The sequence below is a fragment of the Serratia sp. S4 genome, from assembly GCF_000347995.1.
Lineage (GTDB): Bacteria > Pseudomonadota > Gammaproteobacteria > Enterobacterales > Enterobacteriaceae > Serratia > Serratia quinivorans.
The window spans coordinates 352452-370752 of the sequence record NZ_KB661120.1 but is presented as its reverse complement, the minus strand read 5'-3'; the positions used below and the strand labels follow the sequence as shown (position 1 = coordinate 370752).

The following is an 18301-nucleotide window of genomic DNA, read 5'->3' as shown; positions in this document are numbered from 1 at the left end:
GAGCCACGGTTACAATGCGCGCCCTTTACCCCGATTCACGAGGTTAATGTGCTGGATAGCATCAAAATTAAATTGCAGTATTGGTTACCCAAGCTGGCGCTGACGCGCCTGGCCGGCTGGGGCGCAGATAAACAAGCCGGTTGGCTGACCCAGCTAGTGGTGAAGGGCTTCGCCCGCTATTACCGCGTGGATATGCAGGAAGCACAAAATCCTGACCTGACCTCTTATGCGACCTTCAACGATTTCTTTGTTCGCCCCCTGCGTGACGGCGCACGTCCGATCGTCGATGGCACCCACTGGCTGGCGCTGCCTGCAGATGGTGCGATAAGCCAACTCGGCCCGATCAACGACGACCAGATTTTCCAGGCTAAAGGTCATTACTACAGCCTCGAGGCGCTGCTGGCCGGCAACTACATGCTGGCTGAGCCGTTCCGCAACGGCCTGTTCGCCACCACTTACCTGGCACCTCGTGACTATCACCGTGTGCATATGCCATGCGATGGCGTACTGCGCGAAATGATCTATGTTCCGGGCGACCTGTTTTCTGTTAACCCGCTGACCGCGGCCAACGTGCCAAACCTGTTTGCCCGCAATGAGCGTGTGATCTGCGTATTCGATACCGCTATCGGGCCTATGGTGCAGATCCTGGTGGGTGCCACCATCGTCGGCAGCATCGAAACCGTCTGGGCCGGTACCGTTACACCGCCGCGCGAAGGCGTCATCAAGCGCTGGACCTATCCGGCAGAAGGCACTGAAGGCGCTATCGCATTGGAGAAAGGGGCAGAAATGGGCCGCTTCAAGCTCGGCTCGACGGTCATCAACCTGTTTACCCCAGGCAGCGTGCAGTTTGCCCCGCAATTGAACAACGGCACCGTGACCCGTATGGGCGAAGCCTTCGCAGAAATCCCGGCTGCATCTGTCGCCGCTGAAACAACGCAGATCTAAGGGAATTGTTACTGTGCGCCTGATTATCACGCTATTGCTCGGTTGTTTACTGTCTCAACCGGTGCTGGCCGCCGCGGTGCCTACCGAAACACAGCTCAAGCAAGAGCTGAAGCAGGCGGAAGGCAACAAAAACGCGCCTAATCAGGCGGAAACCACTGAGGCGCTGCAAAGCGCCCTCAACTGGTTATCGGAACGCAAAGAGTCGCTGACGCGTGTTGAGCAGTATCAGCGGGTGATTGACGATTTCCCGAAGATGACGCAGGAACTGCGTCGTCAGTTGGTCATTGAAGAAAGCAAGATCCTGCCGAATGGCGACAACCTGCCGGCCAGCGATCTGGAGCAGCAGATCCTGCAGACCAGCAGCCTGCTGTTGGAACAGGCCCGTCTGCTGCAACAGGAGCAGGAGCGAACGCGGGAAATCAGCGACTCTCTCGGCCAATTGCCACAGCAGCAGACCGACGCTCGCCGGGCGCTGACGGAAGTGCAGCGCCGTCTGCAGGCTCAACCCGCTAACCCGACCACGCCACATGCTCAGGCCGCGCTGGCGCTATTACAAACCGAAGCCGCTGCGCGCAAGGCCAAAGTCGATGAACTCGAGCTGGCACAACTGTCGGCCAATAATCGTCAGGAACTGGCGCGAATGCGCGCTGAGGTCTACAAAAAGCGCCACGAGAAGATCGACATCCAACTGCAGGCGCTGCGCAATAACCTCAATGCCCAGCGGCAACGTGAAGCCGAACTGGCACTGGAAAAAACCGAACAGTTGGCCGAGCAGAACGGTGACCTGCCAAAAAGCATCAGCCGGCAGCTACAGATCAACCGTGAGCTTTCCGCCGCGTTGAACAATCAGGCCCAGCGCATGGATCTGATCTCATCCCAACAACGTCAGGCTGCCGCGCAAACGCTGCAGGTGCGCCAGGCATTAAGCACCATCATCGAACAGGCCCAATGGCTTGGCTCCTCGTCCGCACTGGGAGAAACCCTGCGCGCCCAGGTGGCGACGCTGCCGGAAATGCCCAAGCCACAGCAGTTGGACGGCGATATGGCTCAGTTGCGCGTACAGCGGCTGCAGTTTGAAAGCCAACTGGAGAAGCTCTCACAGCGGGAGTTTAAACGCGACGACGGTAGCGAACTGACCAGCGCGGAACGGCGTATCGTCGACGCCCAGCTGCGTACCCAGCGCGAACTGCTCAATTCACTGCTTTCCGGCTGCGATACCCAAATCCTCGAGCTGACCAAGCTGAAAGTGGCCAACACCCAGCTGATTGAGGCCCTGAACGAAATCCGGGACGCCACCCACCGTTATCTGTTCTGGGTGCCGGACATTAATCCGATCAACCTGTCCTACCCGATTAACGTGGCGCACGATCTCACTGTGTTACTGTCACTGGATACGCTGTCACAACTCGGCGGCGCCTTTATGATGATGGTGACCAGCAAGGAAACGTTAATCCCCATCTTCGGCGCCCTGCTGCTGGTGATTTTCAGCATCAGTTCCCGCAAGCACTACCACGCCTTCCTGACCCGGGCCAGCAGCCGGGTCGGCAAAGTTACCCAGGATGAGTTTTTCCTGACGGTTCGCACCGTGTTCTGGTCGATTCTGGTGGCGCTGCCACTGCCGGTGCTGTGGGCGGCGCTCGGTTTTGGCCTGCAGAGTGCCTGGAACTATCCGGTAGCCGAAGCCATCGGCAAGGGCGTCACCGCCACGCTGCCGATCTTGTGGGTCTGTATGATCTGCGCCGCCTTTGCCCACCCCCAGGGGCTGTTTATCGTGCACTTCCGCTGGCCGGTGAAGCAGGTTTCACGCGCCATGCGTTACTACAAGATGTCGATCTGGCTGATCGTGCCGCTGATCATGGCGCTGATTACCTTCGACAGCCTGAAAGAGCGCGAATTTGCCAGCACTCTCGGCCGGCTGTGCTTTATCTTGCTGTGTCTGGCATTGGCCCTGGTAACCAACAGCCTGAAACGTGCCGGCATCCCGCTGTATCTGGACAAGAAAGGCTCCGGGGAAAATATGGTCAACACCGCGCTGTGGGGGCTGCTGCTGTCGGCTCCGGTGCTGGCTGCGCTGGCCTCGGCCGTCGGTTACCTGACCACGGCGCAGGCGCTGCTGGCGCGTCTGGAAACCTCGGTAGCCATCTGGTTCTTCCTGCTGGTGATTTACCATATTATCCGTCGCTGGATGCTGATCCAGCGCCGCCGTATCGCCTTTGACCGCGCCAAGCAACGCCGCGCCGATATCCTGGCACAGCGCGCCAGAGGCGAAGAGGAAACGCCGCATACGCCTAACAGTACCGAAGGCTCGATGGACATGGATGATTCGGAGATCGATCTGGACACCATCAGCGCCCAGTCGCTGCGATTGGTGCGTTCGATCCTGACCATGATCGCGCTGGTGTCGGTGATCGTGCTGTGGTCGGAGATCCATTCCGCCTTCGCTTTCCTTGAAAACATCACCCTGTGGAACGTCAGCTCCACGGTTAACGGCGTGGATACCCCACACCCCATCACCCTGGGCGCGGTGCTGATCGCCATTCTGGTGCTGATCGTCACCATGCAGTTGGTGCGTAATCTACCGGCGCTGCTGGAGCTGGCGGTGCTGCAGCATCTGGATCTGACGCCGGGTACCGGCTATGCCATTACCACCATTACCAAGTACCTGCTGCTGCTGTTCGGCGCAGTACTGAGTTTTTCCTGGATCGGTATTGAGTGGTCGAAACTGCAATGGGTAGTGACCGCGCTCAGCGTGGGGTTGGGCTTTGGTATGCAGGAGATCTTCTCCAACTTTATCTCCGGCCTGATCATTTTGTTCGAAAAGCCGATCCGCATTGGCGATACCGTGACGATCCGTAATCTGACCGGCAGCGTCACCAAGATCAACACCCGTGCCACCACCATTTCGGACTGGGATCGCAAAGAGATCATCGTGCCGAATAAGGCCTTTATCACCGAACAGTTCATTAACTGGTCGCTGTCGGATAACCTGACCCGTGTGGTATTGACCGTGCCGGCGCCAGGGGATGCCAACAGCGAAGAGGTGACCAAGATCCTGACCAACGCTGCCGAACGCTGTTCACTGGTGCTCGATACCCCCGCGCCAGAGGTGTATTTGGTCGATCTGCAGCAGGGCATCCAGATCTTTGAGTTGCGTATCTATGCCGCCGAGATGGGCCACCGCATGCCGCTACGCCACGAGATCCATCAGTTGATTTTGGACGGTTATCGCGAACACGGCATTACGCTGCCGTACCCACCGTTCCAGGTACGCAGCGAGACGCTCTCACGCTTGACCAGCAATGGCCGCACACCGCCGTCCACCCCGCCGCCGAACACCAAACGCGAATCGGGCAGTCTGTAAGCGCAGAATGCAAAAAGGGTTCGGCCATGGCCGAACCCTTTTCTTATAGTGATAGTGCCGCGTCGAGAGTTATGCGCGATCGACCGGGAACGCCAACACTTCACTCAGGCTCTCGGCACCCAGCGCCAGCATCACCAAACGGTCAACCCCCAGCGCCACGCCAGAGCATTCAGGCATGCCGTGCTGCAAAGCATCCAGCAGGTTGTTATCAATCGGGTGCTGCGGCAAACCACGTTCCGCACGCTTGCGGTTGTCCTGGGCAAAACGCTGCCCTTGTTCGCGGCTGTCCGTCAGTTCACGGAAGCCATTCGCCAGCTCAATGCCTTTGAAGTAAACCTCGAAACGCTCCGCCACCCGGTGATCCTCGGTACTGATCTCCGCCAGCGACGCCTGGCTGGCCGGGAAGTGATAAACGAACGCCGGTTTGTCACGGCCAATGTGCGGCTCCACGCCGACGGTGAATAGCAACTGCAGCAGCGTATCGCGATCTTCTTCCGTATCGGCAATGTTACTCAGATCCAGCTTGGCCGCCGCTTCACGCAGTTGTGCCTTCTCCGCTGACAGCGGATCGATATCCAGATGGCGCAGGAAAGCCTGCTGATAGGACAGGGTTTCCGCGCTGTCGCAATCCAGCACCTGCTGCAGCAGATCGTCCACCTCATTCATCAGACGGTACATGTCGTAATGCGGGCGGTACCACTCCAGCATGGTGAATTCCGGGTTGTGGTGACGGCCGGCTTCTTCATTACGGAAGCTGCGCCCCATCTGATAAATCGGGCCGCTGCCCGCCGCCAGCAAGCGCTTCATGTGGTATTCCGGGCTGGTCATCATGTACAGCGTCAGGCCATCCGCCGCGCCGGGCCCGACGAAACGCGTCTGGAACGGGAACAGGTGGATATCGGTGACCGTCGCCTGGCTCATGGTTGGCGTCTCAACTTCCAATACGCCACGATCGGCGAAGAAACGCCGGATCTCAGTCAGGATCGCTGCGCGCTTCAACAAATTGGCGATGGGTGCACTTGGCTGCCAGCTTGCCGTTTCGCTCATGGTAATTACTCCGAAATCAAACAGGGGATGCAGTCTACTCGTATCCCGGCATGCAAACAAATTCTTAACAGGCCCTGGACTTTTAACCGCGACATTACCTGATAAATAGTTAGTAATAAGGTTAATAAAAGGTGAATAAACGTTAAATCCTGCCTGCGGTAAATTATCCTCCCGGTCGGCGGTTAAAAGGCAAAACAATCGATCACATCAAATTTCTTCTACTTAACTTTAGGTATAGTTAATTCCACATTATTGGTGGGAGATATCTATCCTTAGTATTAATGCAACGACAATAAACTCAGTTAGTTAGCACCCGAAGTTTTTTATAAATATTAAGCATAGATATTTAATTTGCCGTTCTTAACAAGAATATTGGAGGAATGCAGTGCAAACCTTTAACGCCGATCTTGCCATTATTGGGGCCGGGGGTGCTGGTTTACGTGCAGCAATAGCCGCAGCGGAAGCCAACCCCCAACTGAAAATCGCGCTAATCTCAAAAGTCTACCCGATGCGCAGCCATACGGTGGCCGCTGAAGGAGGCTCCGCCGCCGTCACTCAGGATCACGATAGCTTCGACTACCACTTCAACGACACCGTTGCCGGTGGCGATTGGCTGTGTGAACAGGACGTGGTCGACCATTTCGTCCACAACTGCCCGCGCGAAATGACCCAGCTTGAGCAATGGGGTTGTCCATGGAGTCGTAAAGAGGACGGTTCAGTCAACGTACGTCGCTTCGGCGGCATGAAGATTGAACGCACCTGGTTCGCCGCCGACAAGACCGGCTTCCACATGCTGCACACCCTGTTCCAGACCTCGCTCAAATACCCGCAAATCCAGCGTTTCGACGAGCACTTCGTGCTGGATATTCTGGTGGATGACGGCCAGGCCCGCGGCCTGGTGGCGATGAACATGATGGAAGGCACCCGCGTGCAGATCCGTGCCAATGCAGTAGTCATGGCTACCGGCGGTGCCGGCCGCGTGTACCGCTACAACACCAACGGCGGTATCGTCACCGGTGATGGCATGGGCATGGCATTCCACCATGGCATACCGCTGCGTGATATGGAGTTCGTCCAATATCACCCTACCGGCCTGCCGGGCTCCGGTATCCTGATGACCGAGGGCTGCCGTGGTGAAGGCGGCATTCTGGTAAACAAAGACGGCTACCGCTACCTGCAGGACTACGGCATGGGGCCGGAAACCCCGCTGGGTGAGCCAAAGAACAAATACATGGAACTGGGCCCGCGCGACAAGGTTTCGCAGGCTTTCTGGCATGAATGGCGTGCCGGCCGTACCGTTGCTACCCCGCGCGGAGACGTGGTTTATCTCGACCTGCGCCACCTGGGTGAAAAGAAACTGCTGGAACGTCTGCCGTTCATCTGTGAACTGGCCAAGGCCTATGTCGGCGTCGACCCGGTGAAAGAGCCGATCCCGGTACGTCCGACCGCGCACTACACCATGGGCGGCATTGAAACCGATCAAAACTGCGAAACCCGTATCAAAGGGCTGTTTGCCGTCGGTGAATGTTCCTCCGTCGGCCTGCACGGCGCCAACCGTCTGGGTTCCAATTCGCTGGCGGAACTGGTGGTGTTCGGCCGGGTAGCCGGTGAACAAGCCGCTCGCCGCGCGTTGGAAACCGGCCCGGCGAACGGTAGTGCTCTGGATGCACAAGGGCGCGACGTCGAAAACCGCTTGAGCAACCTGATGAAACAGGAAGGCAACGAGAACTGGGCCAAAATCCGCGACGAGATGGGCATGTCGATGGAAGAAGGCTGCGGTATTTACCGCACGCCGGAACTGATGCAGAAAACCGTCGATAAACTGGCCGAGCTGAAAGAACGCTTCAAGCGCGTCAAAATTACCGACAGCTCCAGCGTGTTCAATACCGATCTGCTGTACACCATCGAGCTGGGTTACGGGCTGGACGTGGCCGAATGCATGGCGCATTCCGCCTTCAACCGTAAAGAATCCCGCGGCGCCCACCAGCGTCTGGACGAAGGCTGTACCGAACGTGACGACGTGAATTTCCTCAAGCATACGCTGGCGTTCCATAACCCGAACGGCGCACCACGCCTGGAATACAGCGACGTGAAGATCACCAAACTGCCACCGGCCAAACGTGTTTACGGCGCTGAAGCCGAAGCGCAGGATAAAAAGGATAAGGAGCAGGCAAATGGCTGAGATGAACACCCTGAAAATCGAGGTCATGCGCTATAACCCGGAACGCGACTCTGAGCCGCATTTCGAGACCTTCGCGGTGCCTTATGATGAGCAAACCTCGTTGCTCGACGCCCTGGGCTACATCAAGGATAACCTGGCCCCCGACCTTTCGTACCGCTGGTCATGCCGTATGGCGATCTGCGGCTCGTGCGGCATGATGGTCAACCGGGTACCAAAACTGGCCTGTAAAACTTTCCTGCGCGAGTACACCGGTGGCATGAAGGTTGAAGCGCTGGGCAATTTCCCGATTGAGCGCGACCTGGTGGTCGACATGACCCACTTTATCGAAAGTCTGGAGGCGATTAAGCCTTACATCATCGGCAATAACCGCAAACCGGAAGATGGCCCTAACGTGCAGACTCCGGCGCAGATGGCCAAGTATCACCAGTTCTCCGGCTGCATCAACTGCGGTCTGTGTTATGCCGCTTGCCCGCAGTTCGGCCTGAACCCTGAGTTTATCGGCCCGGCGGCGATCACCCTGGCGCACCGCTACAATCTGGATAACCGCGACCACGGCCAGAAACAGCGTATGGCGCAGCTCAACGGTGACAATGGCGTCTGGAGCTGTACCTTTGTCGGTTACTGCTCTGAAGTATGTCCGAAGCACGTCGACCCGGCCGCTGCCATCCAGCAGGGCAAGGTGGAAAGTGCCAAAGACTTCATGATCGCCATGCTGAAGCCGCAATAAGGGAGATAAACAGCAATGACAACACAACGTAAGCCCTATGTGCGCACCATGACGCCGACCTGGTGGCAAAAGCTCGGCTTCTACCGTTTCTATATGCTGCGTGAAGGCACCTCGGTGCCGGCGGTCTGGTTCAGTATTGTGCTGATCTACGGCGTCTTTGCGCTAAAAGGCGGAGTGGACAGTTGGGCCGGTTTCGTCGGTTTTCTGCAAAACCCGCTGGTGCTGCTGATTAACTTCGTCGCACTACTGGCCGCACTGCTGCATACCAAGACCTGGTTCGATTTGGCGCCGAAAGCCGCCAACATTGTGGTTAACAGCGAGAAAATGGGCCCGGGGCCAATAGTGAAAACGCTATGGGCGGTGACGATAGTTGCCAGCGTGGTCATTCTGGCCGTGGCCTTGGTGTAATCCGGAGGAAACATGATAAATCAAGCACCTAAACGCTCAGACGAACCGGTTTTCTGGGGATTATTCGGCGCCGGCGGCATGTGGGGAGCCATCATCGCCCCCGCCATAGTGCTGCTGGTCGGCATTCTGCTGCCATTGGGGTTATTCCCAGGCGATGCGCTGGGCTATGACCGCATACTGGCATTCTGCCAGAGCCTGATCGGCCGCCTGTTCCTGTTGCTGATGATTATCCTGCCGCTGTGGTGCGGTCTGCACCGTATCCACCATGCGATGCACGATTTGAAAATCCATGTGCCGGCCGGCAAATGGGTCTTCTACGGCCTGGCTGCCATCCTCAGCGTAGTGACCGTGATCGGCGTAGTGACTCTGTAAGCCTCTTCTGGCGGCCACTTCCGTTGGCCGCCTTTTACATCTCTTAATGGCTGCTGAACTTCAGCCCAAGTATGCCGACCACGATCAGGCACAGGCTGAGAATGCGTGCGATATTGGTTGATTCGCCCAGTAGTACCATCCCCATAATCGCGGCACCTACCGCACCAATACCGGTCCATACCGCGTAGGCCGTACCGGCCGGCAGCGTTTTCATCGCATGTGCCAGCAACAGCATACTGACCACCATGGCGGCAATTGTGATAAGGCTGGGGGTCAAACGGGTAAAACCGTGGGTGTATTTCAAACCGATAGCCCACACTACTTCAAGCAAACCGGCAATAAGCAGAATAATCCAAGCCATGAAACAGGCTCCATTACCATGGGGTCGTCCCCGGATACAGATGCGTAAACAGGTCGTCCCGTTTAGCGTTGTGATATGCCCGGAGATTATACCTGCAGCCAGGGAGGATAACAGCACAAAGGTATCTGTCGGGAAAGGTTCAGCGGAGAAAGCGGTATCCCACGACGATGCCCTTTTGCGGCCGTTCGCGGAATACCGCAGAAATCAGCAAGGTGGGTTATTCCGCGCTACGCTGGATGGCCTTACCACCAGCCTGAATATCTTCGCCCACGCCTTGAGTGGTATTGCATGCGGTCAATGAGGCCAAGAACATCAAAGAGAAAATCGCGATAATACTTTTCTTCAGCATATGAAAGCCCTTATTTGTCAGTGATGAAAAAGTACGGCCTTCTAAGCTTAGTAAATATCAGCGAGAGTTGCTGTTTAGAATGGTCTTATTTCGCACTAATACATTAGTGCATTTGATACTTATTAACTGGCCGTACGCGAGATAGCGCCGCCAAGGTGCTGAACGTCTTCACCGAATCCACGGAAAGTATTACATCCGCTAAGGGACATCAGTAGCAACAGGGAAATAACGGCCAACAGAGTTTTCTTCATTATGCAGATTCTGCCAACAATTTGCGGGGATAAAACAAAGGAGCCCAACGAGGCTCCTTTGTATTGAAACTTATTTTACGCGTGATACGTATTCGCCAGAGCGGGTGTCAACACGGACAACTTCGCCAATCTGTACGAACAATGGCACTTTAACCACGGCGCCGGTGCTCAGGGTCGCAGGCTTGCCGCCGGTACCGGCAGTATCGCCTTTCAGGCCTGGATCGGTATCAGTGATTTCAGCTTCGATGAAGTTCGGTGGCTGAACAGCGATAGGACGACCGTCCCACAGGGTAACGATACATTCTGCGTTATCTTGCAGCCATTTTGCCGCGTCAGATACGGTTTTCTCTTCAACACCGTGCTGCTCGAAAGTCTCAGGGTGCATGAAGTGGTAGAACTCACCGTCGTTGTACAGGTAGTTCATGTTGGTATCTACAACGTCTGCACCTTCGCAAGAGTCGGTAGATTTAAAGGTTTTCTCTACACGGCTGCCGGTCAGCAGGCGACGCATTTTAACGCGCGCAAACGCCTGGCCCTTGCCCGGCTTAACGAACTCACTGGATTCGATAGCGTAAGGCTCGCCCTCGAACATGATTTTAAGACCCGGACGGAAATCGTTGCTAGAATAAGTCGCCATGATGGCCCTCTGAATATTTAAACTGGTAGCTTAGCCAAAAAAATGGCACACATTATAACCCAAAATACGGCATATAGAGAAGATTGGTTGCATCAACTCGCCGATGTTATTACCGATCCCGATGAATTACTGCAGCTTTTGTCACTGAATACGCATCCGGAATTGCCACAGGGCCGTGAAGCCCGCCGGTTGTTTGCGCTGCGCGTCCCCCGCGCTTTCGTAGCCCGCATGCAGCCTGGCGATGCCAATGACCCGCTGCTGCGCCAGGTTCTGACTGCCAGCGAAGAATTCATCAATGCGCCTGGCTTCACCACTGACCCGCTTGATGAACAGCGTAGCGTAGTGCCGGGGCTGCTGCATAAATACCGTAATCGTGCTTTGCTGCTGGTTAAGGGCGGCTGTGCGGTCAACTGCCGCTACTGCTTCCGCCGCCATTTTCCGTATCAGGACAACCAGGGCAATAAGGCCAACTGGCGTCAGGCGCTGGATTATATCCGGCAACACCCGGAACTCGATGAGATTATTTTCTCGGGTGGCGATCCGCTGATGGCAAAAGACCATGAGCTGGACTGGCTAATCGGTGAACTGGAAGCCATTGAGCATCTAAAACGTCTGCGTATTCACACCCGCTTGCCGGTGGTTATCCCCGCGCGAATTACACCGGAGCTGTGCCGGCGGCTGTCGGCATCGCGCCTGCAGGTGCTGATGGTCACGCACATCAACCATGCCAATGAGATTGACCGCGAACTGCAGGCCAGCATGGCGCAACTGCGTCTGGCTGGCGTCACCTTGCTGAATCAAAGCGTGCTGCTGCGCGGTATCAATGACGATGCCGATACGCTGGCGGCACTGAGCAACGCGTTGTTTGACGCAGGTATTCTGCCTTATTACATCCACGTATTGGATAAGGTGCAGGGGGCTGCACACTTTATGGTCAGTGATGATGAAGCACGCACTATCATGCAGGCGCTGCTGGGCAAGATCTCCGGCTATATGGTGCCACGCTTGACCCGTGAGGTCGGCGGTAAGCCAAGCAAAACCCCTCTCGATCTGCACCTGATGCAAGACTGATTAGCGGTATATTGCAGATACAAAAAGAGGCATGCCGGAGCATGCCTCTTTTTTATGTTACGCGTTGTTCATTAGGCCGTTACGGGCACTTATAAACCTGGCCGGCCATTTTGCTGTCCAGCGGAGCAAAGCTTGAAAGCAGGTTCTGACTTGGGCTGGTTGCGCCGTAAATCACATTGCCGCCCATCGCCGCTGCCTTGTTACGCAGATCGTTTGCCGCACCGCGCATGGAGCTGCCTTCACCACCGTTACCGGACAACCAGTTGCTCTGGGTACCCGTCACTTCGCCCACCAGCTGGCATTCTGCTGCCGGTTTGGTGTCGGTAAATTTAACCTGCTGGCCTGCGGCGGACAGTTCATTGGTGCTGCTGCAGCCTGCCAGCAGCACGGCTGCCGAAAGACCCAGTAAGGCTTTAATCCGCATCTTGTTCCCCATATGATATTGAGAATTCCGCAAAAGCTTATCAGAAAGCGTTGCCATCTCTTAAGCATCCGTTGCCACTGGTAGCTGGCCAACGTCTTGAGCGACGGCTGATGAACTATCAGTTTACCAGCTAAATCAGCCCGGTCTGCAAAAATATCATCAAATGCCGTGCGACAAAGCACGCAAATAAAAAGCCCCGACCAATTGGCCGGGGCTTCTGCACACGCAAGCGTGGGGGATGATTACATCATGCCGCCCATGCCGCCCATGCCACCCATGCCGCCAGCGCCACCTAAATCAGGTGCGTCGCCTTTTGGCAGGTCGGTTACCATGCACTCGGTGGTGATCATCAGGCCAGCCACAGAAGCCGCGTACTGCAGAGCAGAACGGGTTACTTTGGTTGGATCCAGGATACCCATCGCGATCATGTCGCCGTATTCTTCAGTTGCTGCGTTGTAACCGTAGTTACCTTCGCCCGCTTTCACGGTGTTGGCAACAACAGATGGCTCTTCGCCGCAGTTCAGAACGATCTGACGCAGTGGTGATTCCATTGCGCGCAGCGCAACTTTGATACCCACGTTCTGATCTTCGTTCACGCCACGCAGTTCGCTCAGTTTGGACGCTGCACGAATCAGTGCAACACCACCACCAGCAACCACGCCTTCTTCTACTGCAGCACGGGTTGCGTGCAGAGCATCTTCAACGCGAGCTTTCTTCTCTTTCATTTCAACTTCGGTAGCAGCACCGACTTTGATTACCGCAACGCCGCCAGCCAGTTTCGCTACGCGCTCTTGCAGTTTTTCACGGTCGTAATCAGAAGTTGCTTCTTCGATCTGCTGACGGATCTGGGACACACGGCCCTGAATCGCAGGTTCTTCACCATTACCATCGATGATGATAGTGGTGTCTTTGTTGATAACGATGCGTTTGGCCGTACCCAGATCTTCCAGGGTAGTTTTTTCCAGCTCCAGACCGATCTCTTCAGAGATAACGGTACCGCCAGTCAGGGTCGCGATGTCCTGCAGCATGGCTTTACGACGGTCGCCGAAACCAGGTGCTTTAACCGCAGCCACTTTCACGATGCCGCGCATGGTGTTAACCACCAGGGTAGCCAGCGCTTCGCCTTCAACATCTTCAGCAATGATCAGCAGTGGTTTGCCGGCTTTCGCCACGGCTTCCAGTACTGGCAGCATTTCACGGATGTTGGAGATTTTTTTGTCAGCCAGCAGGATGAACGGGCTTTCCAGCTCGATAGAACCGGTTTCTGGCTTGTTGATGAAGTACGGAGACAGGTAACCGCGGTCGAACTGCATCCCTTCAACAACGTCCAGCTCGTCTTGCAGGCCGGTGCCTTCTTCAACGGTGATAACGCCTTCTTTGCCCACTTTTTCCATCGCTTCTGCAATCAGTTTACCCACGGTTTCGTCGGAGTTTGCAGAGATGGTACCAACCTGAGCAATGGCTTTGGAGTCGGAGCAAGGTACGGACAGTTTTTTCAGTTCTTCAACAGCGGCGATAACCGCTTTGTCGATACCGCGCTTCAGATCCATCGGGTTCATGCCGGCAGCCACTGCTTTGAGGCCTTCGGTGATGATGGATTGAGCCAGTACGGTTGCAGTGGTGGTACCGTCGCCCGCAGCGTCGTTCGCTTTAGAGGCAACTTCTTTCACCATCTGCGCACCCATGTTTTCGAACTTGTCTTCCAGTTCGATCTCACGAGCAACAGATACGCCATCTTTAGTGATGGTAGGAGCACCGAAGGATTTATCCAGCACTACGTTACGGCCTTTCGGGCCCAGGGTCACTTTTACTGCATCAGCGAGAACATTCACACCGCGGAGCATTTTCACGCGAGCGTCATTGCCGAATTTTACGTCTTTAGCTGCCATTGGTATTTCCCTTCAACTCGTTCAGTTCAGAAGATAAAGCGTTCTTACGCTTCAACAATTGCCAGAATGTCGCTTTCGGACATGATCAACACTTCTTCATTGTCGATCTTCTCTGCTTTCACGCCGTAACCGTCGTTGAAAATAACGATATCGCCAACTTTCACATCCAGTGGCTGGACGTTGCCGTTTTCCAGCACACGGCCTTTACCCACTGCTACTACTTCACCACGAGTAGATTTACCCGCTGCAGAGCCAGTCAGAACGATGCCGCCAGCAGATTTTGATTCAACTTCTTTGCGCTTGACGATAACGCGGTCATGCAATGGACGAATACTCATTGAACGCTCTCCTGTAAGAAGGTCTCTATCAGATTTAGGGTTGTCACCGGATTATGATTACCGGCCTCGTGGGATTTGAAATGGGGGCATTCCATCCCCCTTCAAGGGGGCAGCCAAAAAAATTTTCGCTTTTGATGGCAAAACTGAGCTACGGATACAAGAAACGCGGCCTGGGCCGCGTTTCTTTATCTGTCGTTAGGTTTGTCACGATCTTCAGGCTGGCTTCCCAGGGTATAACGATCGTCACTCTTACGTTGAAACTCACCGTCAAAGGTGTTGCCGTTGGCAGCATCGCCACCCGTTCCCCAACCGCCAGGACGGTAGACGGAAAGGTGCGGCATCAGCTTCAGCGTCAACGACTTCTGCACCGGCGGCAGCAGCAGCAACAGGCCAAGGAAGTCGGTAAAGAATCCCGGCACCAGCAGCAGAAAGCCCGCCAGTACCAGTGAAACGCTCTTCACCATTTCCGCCGCCGGGCTTTCACCCGCGGCCAGCTTCTGTTGCATCTGCATGAAAGTTTTCATGCCCTGATTACGCACCAGCGAAATGCCGACGCAGGAGGTAAACACCACCAACAACAGGGTGATCGCTACGCCCATGACGGCAGCGACTTTGATAAATAGCGATATTTCTATGTAAGCCAATAAAAATATCAGCAGTAACGGTAACCAGCGCACCTGGTTCTCCTCTGGCAGATCTACGTTGCCGCACAGTGGCGACAACGCGAAAAAGGGGCCGGTAAACGGCCGACCTAAATACAATGGGGTCAGCCGACGGCCATTTCAACCAAAGGCTCTTTTTTATTGCTAAAGTTAGTAAACGTGAATGAGATCACAGAATGGGAAACACGTGATTTTAGAAGGCTCAGAAGGTGATCTGGATTCAGTCATTTATTACTAACCAGCATATGATCTGGGCAGCAACGGGCACGGTGGTTAATCGTTTCACGCCTGAAGCCTTCGGCAACATAATTTGGTTACCTGACAATTAATTAATTCGGCAGCAATATAAAGAAGGTTCTCATGTCAAATAACATTCGTATCGAAGAAGACCTGTTAGGAACACGTGAAGTCCCCGCAGAAGCCTATTACGGTGTTCACACTCTGCGTGCGATTGAAAATTTTTATATCAGTAATAGCAAAATCAGTGACGTGCCCGAGTTTGTCCGTGGCATGGTGATGGTAAAAAAAGCCGCTGCGCTGGCGAACAAAGAACTAAAAACCATCCCACGCAAAATCGCCGATGTCATCATCCAGGCCTGTGATGAAGTGCTGGATAAAGGCAAATGCATGGATCAGTTCCCGGTAGACGTGTTCCAGGGCGGTGCAGGCACTTCGCTGAACATGAACACCAACGAAGTGCTGGCGAATATCGGTCTGGAACTGATGGGCCATCAGAAAGGCGAATACCAATACCTGAACCCTAACGATCACCTCAATAAATGCCAGTCCACCAACGACGCCTACCCGACAGGCTTCCGCATTGCGGTTTACGCTTCCAACCAAAAGCTGATCGACGCCATCAACCAACTGCGCGAAGGCTTTGACCACAAGGCCAAAGAGTTCGAAACCATCCTGAAAATGGGTCGTACCCAGTTGCAGGACGCGGTGCCTATGACACTGGGCCAGGAATTCCATGCGTTCAGCGTGTTGCTGAAAGAAGAAACCCGCAACCTGCATCGCACCGCCGAGCTGCTGCTGGAGGTGAACCTGGGCGCCACCGCTATCGGTACCGCGCTGAACACGCCGGAAGGCTACTCGCAGTTGGCGGTACAGAAACTGGCTGAAGTCAGCAACCTGCCGGTCGTGCCAGCCGAAGATTTGATCGAAGCCACCTCCGACTGCGGCGCCTACGTTATGGTGCACAGCGCGCTGAAACGTTTGGCGGTCAAACTGTCCAAAATCTGTAACGACCTGCGCCTGCTGTCTTCAGGCCCACGCGCCGGTCTGAACGAGATCAACCTGCCGGAACTGCAGGCCGGCTCCTCCATCATGCCTGCCAAGGTCAACCCGGTGATCCCGGAAGTGGTCAATCAGGTATGTTTCAAGGTGATTGGCAACGACACTTGCGTTACCATGGCGGCCGAAGCAGGCCAGCTGCAGTTGAACGTAATGGAACCGGTGATTGGCCAGGCCATGTTTGAGTCAATCCATATCCTGACCAACGCCTGCTATAACCTGCTGGAAAAATGCATTAACGGCATCACCGCGAACAAAGAAGTGTGTGAGCACTACGTGTTCAATTCCATCGGTATCGTCACCTATCTGAACCCGTTCATTGGCCACCACAATGGTGACATCGTCGGGAAGATCTGTGCTGAAACCGGCAAGAGCGTACGCGAAGTGGTACTGGAACGCGGTCTGTTGACCGAAGCCGAGCTGGATGACATCTTCTCCGTGGAGAACCTGATGCACCCAGCCTATAAAGCCAAACGCTATACGGATGAAAATGAACAATAACAGACACACCCGGTAGCCCAAAAAGGCACGCTAAATCCTCTGGATAGCGTGCCTTTTTACTTTCCATCGCCCACAAAATTTTAACTTTTTATTTTCAAATAATCTTATTTTAAGGAGTAGACACTATGTTAGCCGTAGAATTGGTTATCGTTCTGCTGGCCATTTTTTTAGGGGCCAGGCTGGGCGGTATCGGAATTGGATTTGCAGGAGGGCTGGGGGTTTTAGTCCTGGCGCTGATTGGCGTGAAGCCGGGCAGCATTCCGTTCGACGTGATATCCATCATCATGGCCGTCATTGCCGCGATCTCGGCAATGCAGGTCGCCGGTGGCATGGATTATCTGGTTCAGCAAACGGAAAAACTGCTGCGCAAGAACCCTAAGCACATCACCATTCTGGCACCGATCGTCACCTATTTTCTGACCATCTTCGCCGGTACCGGCAACATTTCGCTTTCCGCTCTGCCCGTGATTGCAGAAGTGGCGAAAGAACAGGGCATCAAACCTTGCCGCCCGCTGTCTACCGCCGTGGTATCCGCCCAGATTGCCATTACTGCCTCGCCAATTTCCGCAGCGGTAGTCTACATGTCCTCAGTAATGGAAGGTCACGGCGTCAGCTACCTGCACCTGCTGATGGTGGTGATGCCTTCGACCTTCTGCGCCGTGGTACTGATGTCGCTGCTGGTAAGCTGGCTGTTTGACTCCAAACTGTCTGACGATCCGGTTTACCTGAAACGCCTTGAAGAAGGCCTGGTCACCCTGCGCGGCAACAAAGTGATGGAAATCAAACCGCGCGCCAAAGTGTCTGTGCTGCTGTTCCTGCTGGGCGTGCTGTGCGTGGTGGCCTACGCCATTATCAACAGTCCGGGTCTGGGCCTGGTGGCCAAACCCTTGATGAACACCACCAACGCGATTTTGATCATCATGCTGAGCGTCGCCACCCTGACGACCTTACTGTGTAAAGTCGATACCGATATGGTACTCAACTCCAGCACCTTTAAGGCCGGCATGAGCGCCTGTATCTGTATTCTGGGCGTGGCCTGGCTGGGTGACACCTTTGTGCAGGCCAACATCGACTGGATCAAAGATACCGCAGGCAGCGTGATCCAATCACACCCGTGGTTGTTGGCGGTGATTTTCTTCTTCTGCTCGGCGCTGCTGTACTCTCAGGCCGCCACCGCCAAGGCGCTGATGCCAATGGCACTGGCGCTGAACGTCTCGCCATTGACCGCCGTCGCGTCCTTTGCCGCCGTCTCCGGGCTGTTTATCCTGCCGACCTACCCTACGCTGGTCGCCGCGGTACAGATGGATGACACCGGCACCACACGTATCGGCCGCTTTGTGTTTAACCACCCGTTCTTTATTCCCGGCACCATCGGGGTGATATTGGCGGTGCTGTTCGGCTTCCTGCTGGGCAGCGTCATGCTGTAATGCTTTCACCGGGGCTACGGCCCCGGTTTCCCCAACCCGCCCCACTGGCGATA

Annotated in this window: 18 protein-coding genes; 9 read left to right on the top strand and 9 right to left on the bottom strand. The window is 55.2% G+C overall.

Going from position 1 to position 18301, the window contains the following annotated elements:
* Positions 1 to 48: 48 nt before the first annotated feature.
* Positions 49 to 945, top strand: a complete 897-nt coding sequence (gene asd, locus SERS4_RS0102315; protein ID WP_017891353.1) for an archaetidylserine decarboxylase — start codon at positions 49 to 51, stop codon at positions 943 to 945.
* A 13-nt stretch (positions 946 to 958) separates the two neighbouring features.
* Complete coding sequence (gene mscM / locus SERS4_RS0102310; RefSeq protein WP_012004884.1) at positions 959 to 4306, top strand: miniconductance mechanosensitive channel MscM; 3348 nt, start codon at positions 959 to 961, stop codon at positions 4304 to 4306.
* A gap of 69 nt (positions 4307 to 4375) precedes the next feature.
* On the opposite strand, the gene epmA is transcribed toward mscM, so the two are convergent.
* Positions 4376 to 5353: an elongation factor P--(R)-beta-lysine ligase gene (gene epmA / locus SERS4_RS0102305; protein WP_012004883.1), complete on the bottom strand. Its 978-nt coding sequence runs from the start codon at positions 5351 to 5353 to the stop codon at positions 4376 to 4378.
* 385 nt (positions 5354 to 5738) lie between these two features.
* Here epmA and frdA point away from each other — a divergent pair, with 385 nt between their 5' ends.
* From frdA to frdD, 4 genes are read left to right on the top strand one after another with little or no spacing between them, the layout of a single operon-like run.
* Positions 5739 to 7535: a fumarate reductase (quinol) flavoprotein subunit gene (gene frdA, locus SERS4_RS0102300; protein ID WP_017891352.1), complete on the top strand. Its 1797-nt coding sequence runs from the start codon at positions 5739 to 5741 to the stop codon at positions 7533 to 7535.
* A complete protein-coding gene (locus SERS4_RS0102295; RefSeq protein WP_012004881.1) occupies positions 7528 to 8262 on the top strand; it encodes a succinate dehydrogenase/fumarate reductase iron-sulfur subunit in 735 nt (244 codons plus the stop codon). Before frdA ends, SERS4_RS0102295 begins: the two co-directional genes overlap by 8 nt.
* A gap of 15 nt (positions 8263 to 8277) precedes the next feature.
* The gene (frdC, locus tag SERS4_RS0102290; protein ID WP_017891351.1) at positions 8278 to 8670 is read left to right on the top strand and encodes a fumarate reductase subunit FrdC; all 393 of its coding nucleotides are present in this window, start codon (positions 8278 to 8280) and stop codon (positions 8668 to 8670) included.
* A 12-nt stretch (positions 8671 to 8682) separates the two neighbouring features.
* Positions 8683 to 9042 (top strand): fumarate reductase subunit FrdD, encoded by a 360-nt coding sequence (frdD, locus tag SERS4_RS0102285; protein ID WP_012004879.1) that lies wholly within the window; start codon positions 8683 to 8685, stop codon positions 9040 to 9042.
* A 43-nt stretch (positions 9043 to 9085) separates the two neighbouring features.
* Here frdD and sugE read toward each other — a convergent pair whose 3' ends face one another.
* The 4 genes from sugE to efp all read right to left on the bottom strand — a co-directional run bounded on the left by sugE (position 9086) and on the right by efp (position 10640).
* Entirely contained in the window at positions 9086 to 9403 is a 318-nt protein-coding gene (gene sugE / locus SERS4_RS0102280; protein ID WP_017891350.1) for a quaternary ammonium compound efflux SMR transporter SugE, read from the bottom strand.
* Between the two features lie 217 nt (positions 9404 to 9620).
* Positions 9621 to 9752 (bottom strand): entericidin A/B family lipoprotein, encoded by a 132-nt coding sequence (locus SERS4_RS0102275; RefSeq protein WP_012004877.1) that lies wholly within the window; start codon positions 9750 to 9752, stop codon positions 9621 to 9623.
* Between the two features lie 122 nt (positions 9753 to 9874).
* Positions 9875 to 10003 (bottom strand): entericidin A/B family lipoprotein, encoded by a 129-nt coding sequence (locus SERS4_RS26070; RefSeq protein ID WP_012004876.1) that lies wholly within the window; start codon positions 10001 to 10003, stop codon positions 9875 to 9877.
* 70 nt (positions 10004 to 10073) lie between these two features.
* A complete protein-coding gene (efp, locus tag SERS4_RS0102270) occupies positions 10074 to 10640 on the bottom strand; it encodes an elongation factor P (RefSeq protein ID WP_004952647.1) in 567 nt (188 codons plus the stop codon).
* A gap of 42 nt (positions 10641 to 10682) precedes the next feature.
* On the opposite strand from efp, the gene epmB reads away from it, so the two are divergent.
* On the top strand, positions 10683 to 11711 hold the full coding sequence (epmB, locus tag SERS4_RS0102265) for an EF-P beta-lysylation protein EpmB (protein WP_026142161.1): 1029 nt from the start codon (positions 10683 to 10685) through the stop codon (positions 11709 to 11711).
* Between the two features lie 79 nt (positions 11712 to 11790).
* On the opposite strand, the gene SERS4_RS0102260 is transcribed toward epmB, so the two are convergent.
* The 4 genes from SERS4_RS0102260 to SERS4_RS0102245 all read right to left on the bottom strand — a co-directional run bounded on the left by SERS4_RS0102260 (position 11791) and on the right by SERS4_RS0102245 (position 15039).
* Complete coding sequence (locus SERS4_RS0102260) at positions 11791 to 12135, bottom strand: DUF4156 domain-containing protein (RefSeq protein ID WP_012004874.1); 345 nt, start codon at positions 12133 to 12135, stop codon at positions 11791 to 11793.
* Between the two features lie 242 nt (positions 12136 to 12377).
* Positions 12378 to 14024 carry a chaperonin GroEL gene (gene groL, locus SERS4_RS0102255; protein ID WP_012004873.1) on the bottom strand — a complete coding sequence of 549 codons (1647 nt, stop codon included), beginning with the start codon at positions 14022 to 14024 and terminating at the stop codon, positions 12378 to 12380.
* Positions 14025 to 14068: 44 nt separating this feature from the next.
* A complete protein-coding gene (locus SERS4_RS0102250; protein ID WP_012004872.1) occupies positions 14069 to 14362 on the bottom strand; it encodes a co-chaperone GroES in 294 nt (97 codons plus the stop codon).
* 185 nt (positions 14363 to 14547) lie between these two features.
* Positions 14548 to 15039, bottom strand: coding sequence for an FxsA family protein (locus SERS4_RS0102245; protein ID WP_017891348.1), 492 nt, complete (start codon positions 15037 to 15039; stop codon positions 14548 to 14550).
* 345 nt (positions 15040 to 15384) lie between these two features.
* Between SERS4_RS0102245 and aspA the strand changes: the two genes are divergently transcribed.
* On the top strand, positions 15385 to 16821 hold the full coding sequence (gene aspA / locus SERS4_RS0102240) for an aspartate ammonia-lyase (protein WP_017891347.1): 1437 nt from the start codon (positions 15385 to 15387) through the stop codon (positions 16819 to 16821).
* A 125-nt stretch (positions 16822 to 16946) separates the two neighbouring features.
* Positions 16947 to 18248, top strand: a complete 1302-nt coding sequence (locus SERS4_RS0102235; protein ID WP_012004869.1) for an anaerobic C4-dicarboxylate transporter — start codon at positions 16947 to 16949, stop codon at positions 18246 to 18248.
* The last annotated feature ends 53 nt before the right edge of the window (positions 18249 to 18301 follow it).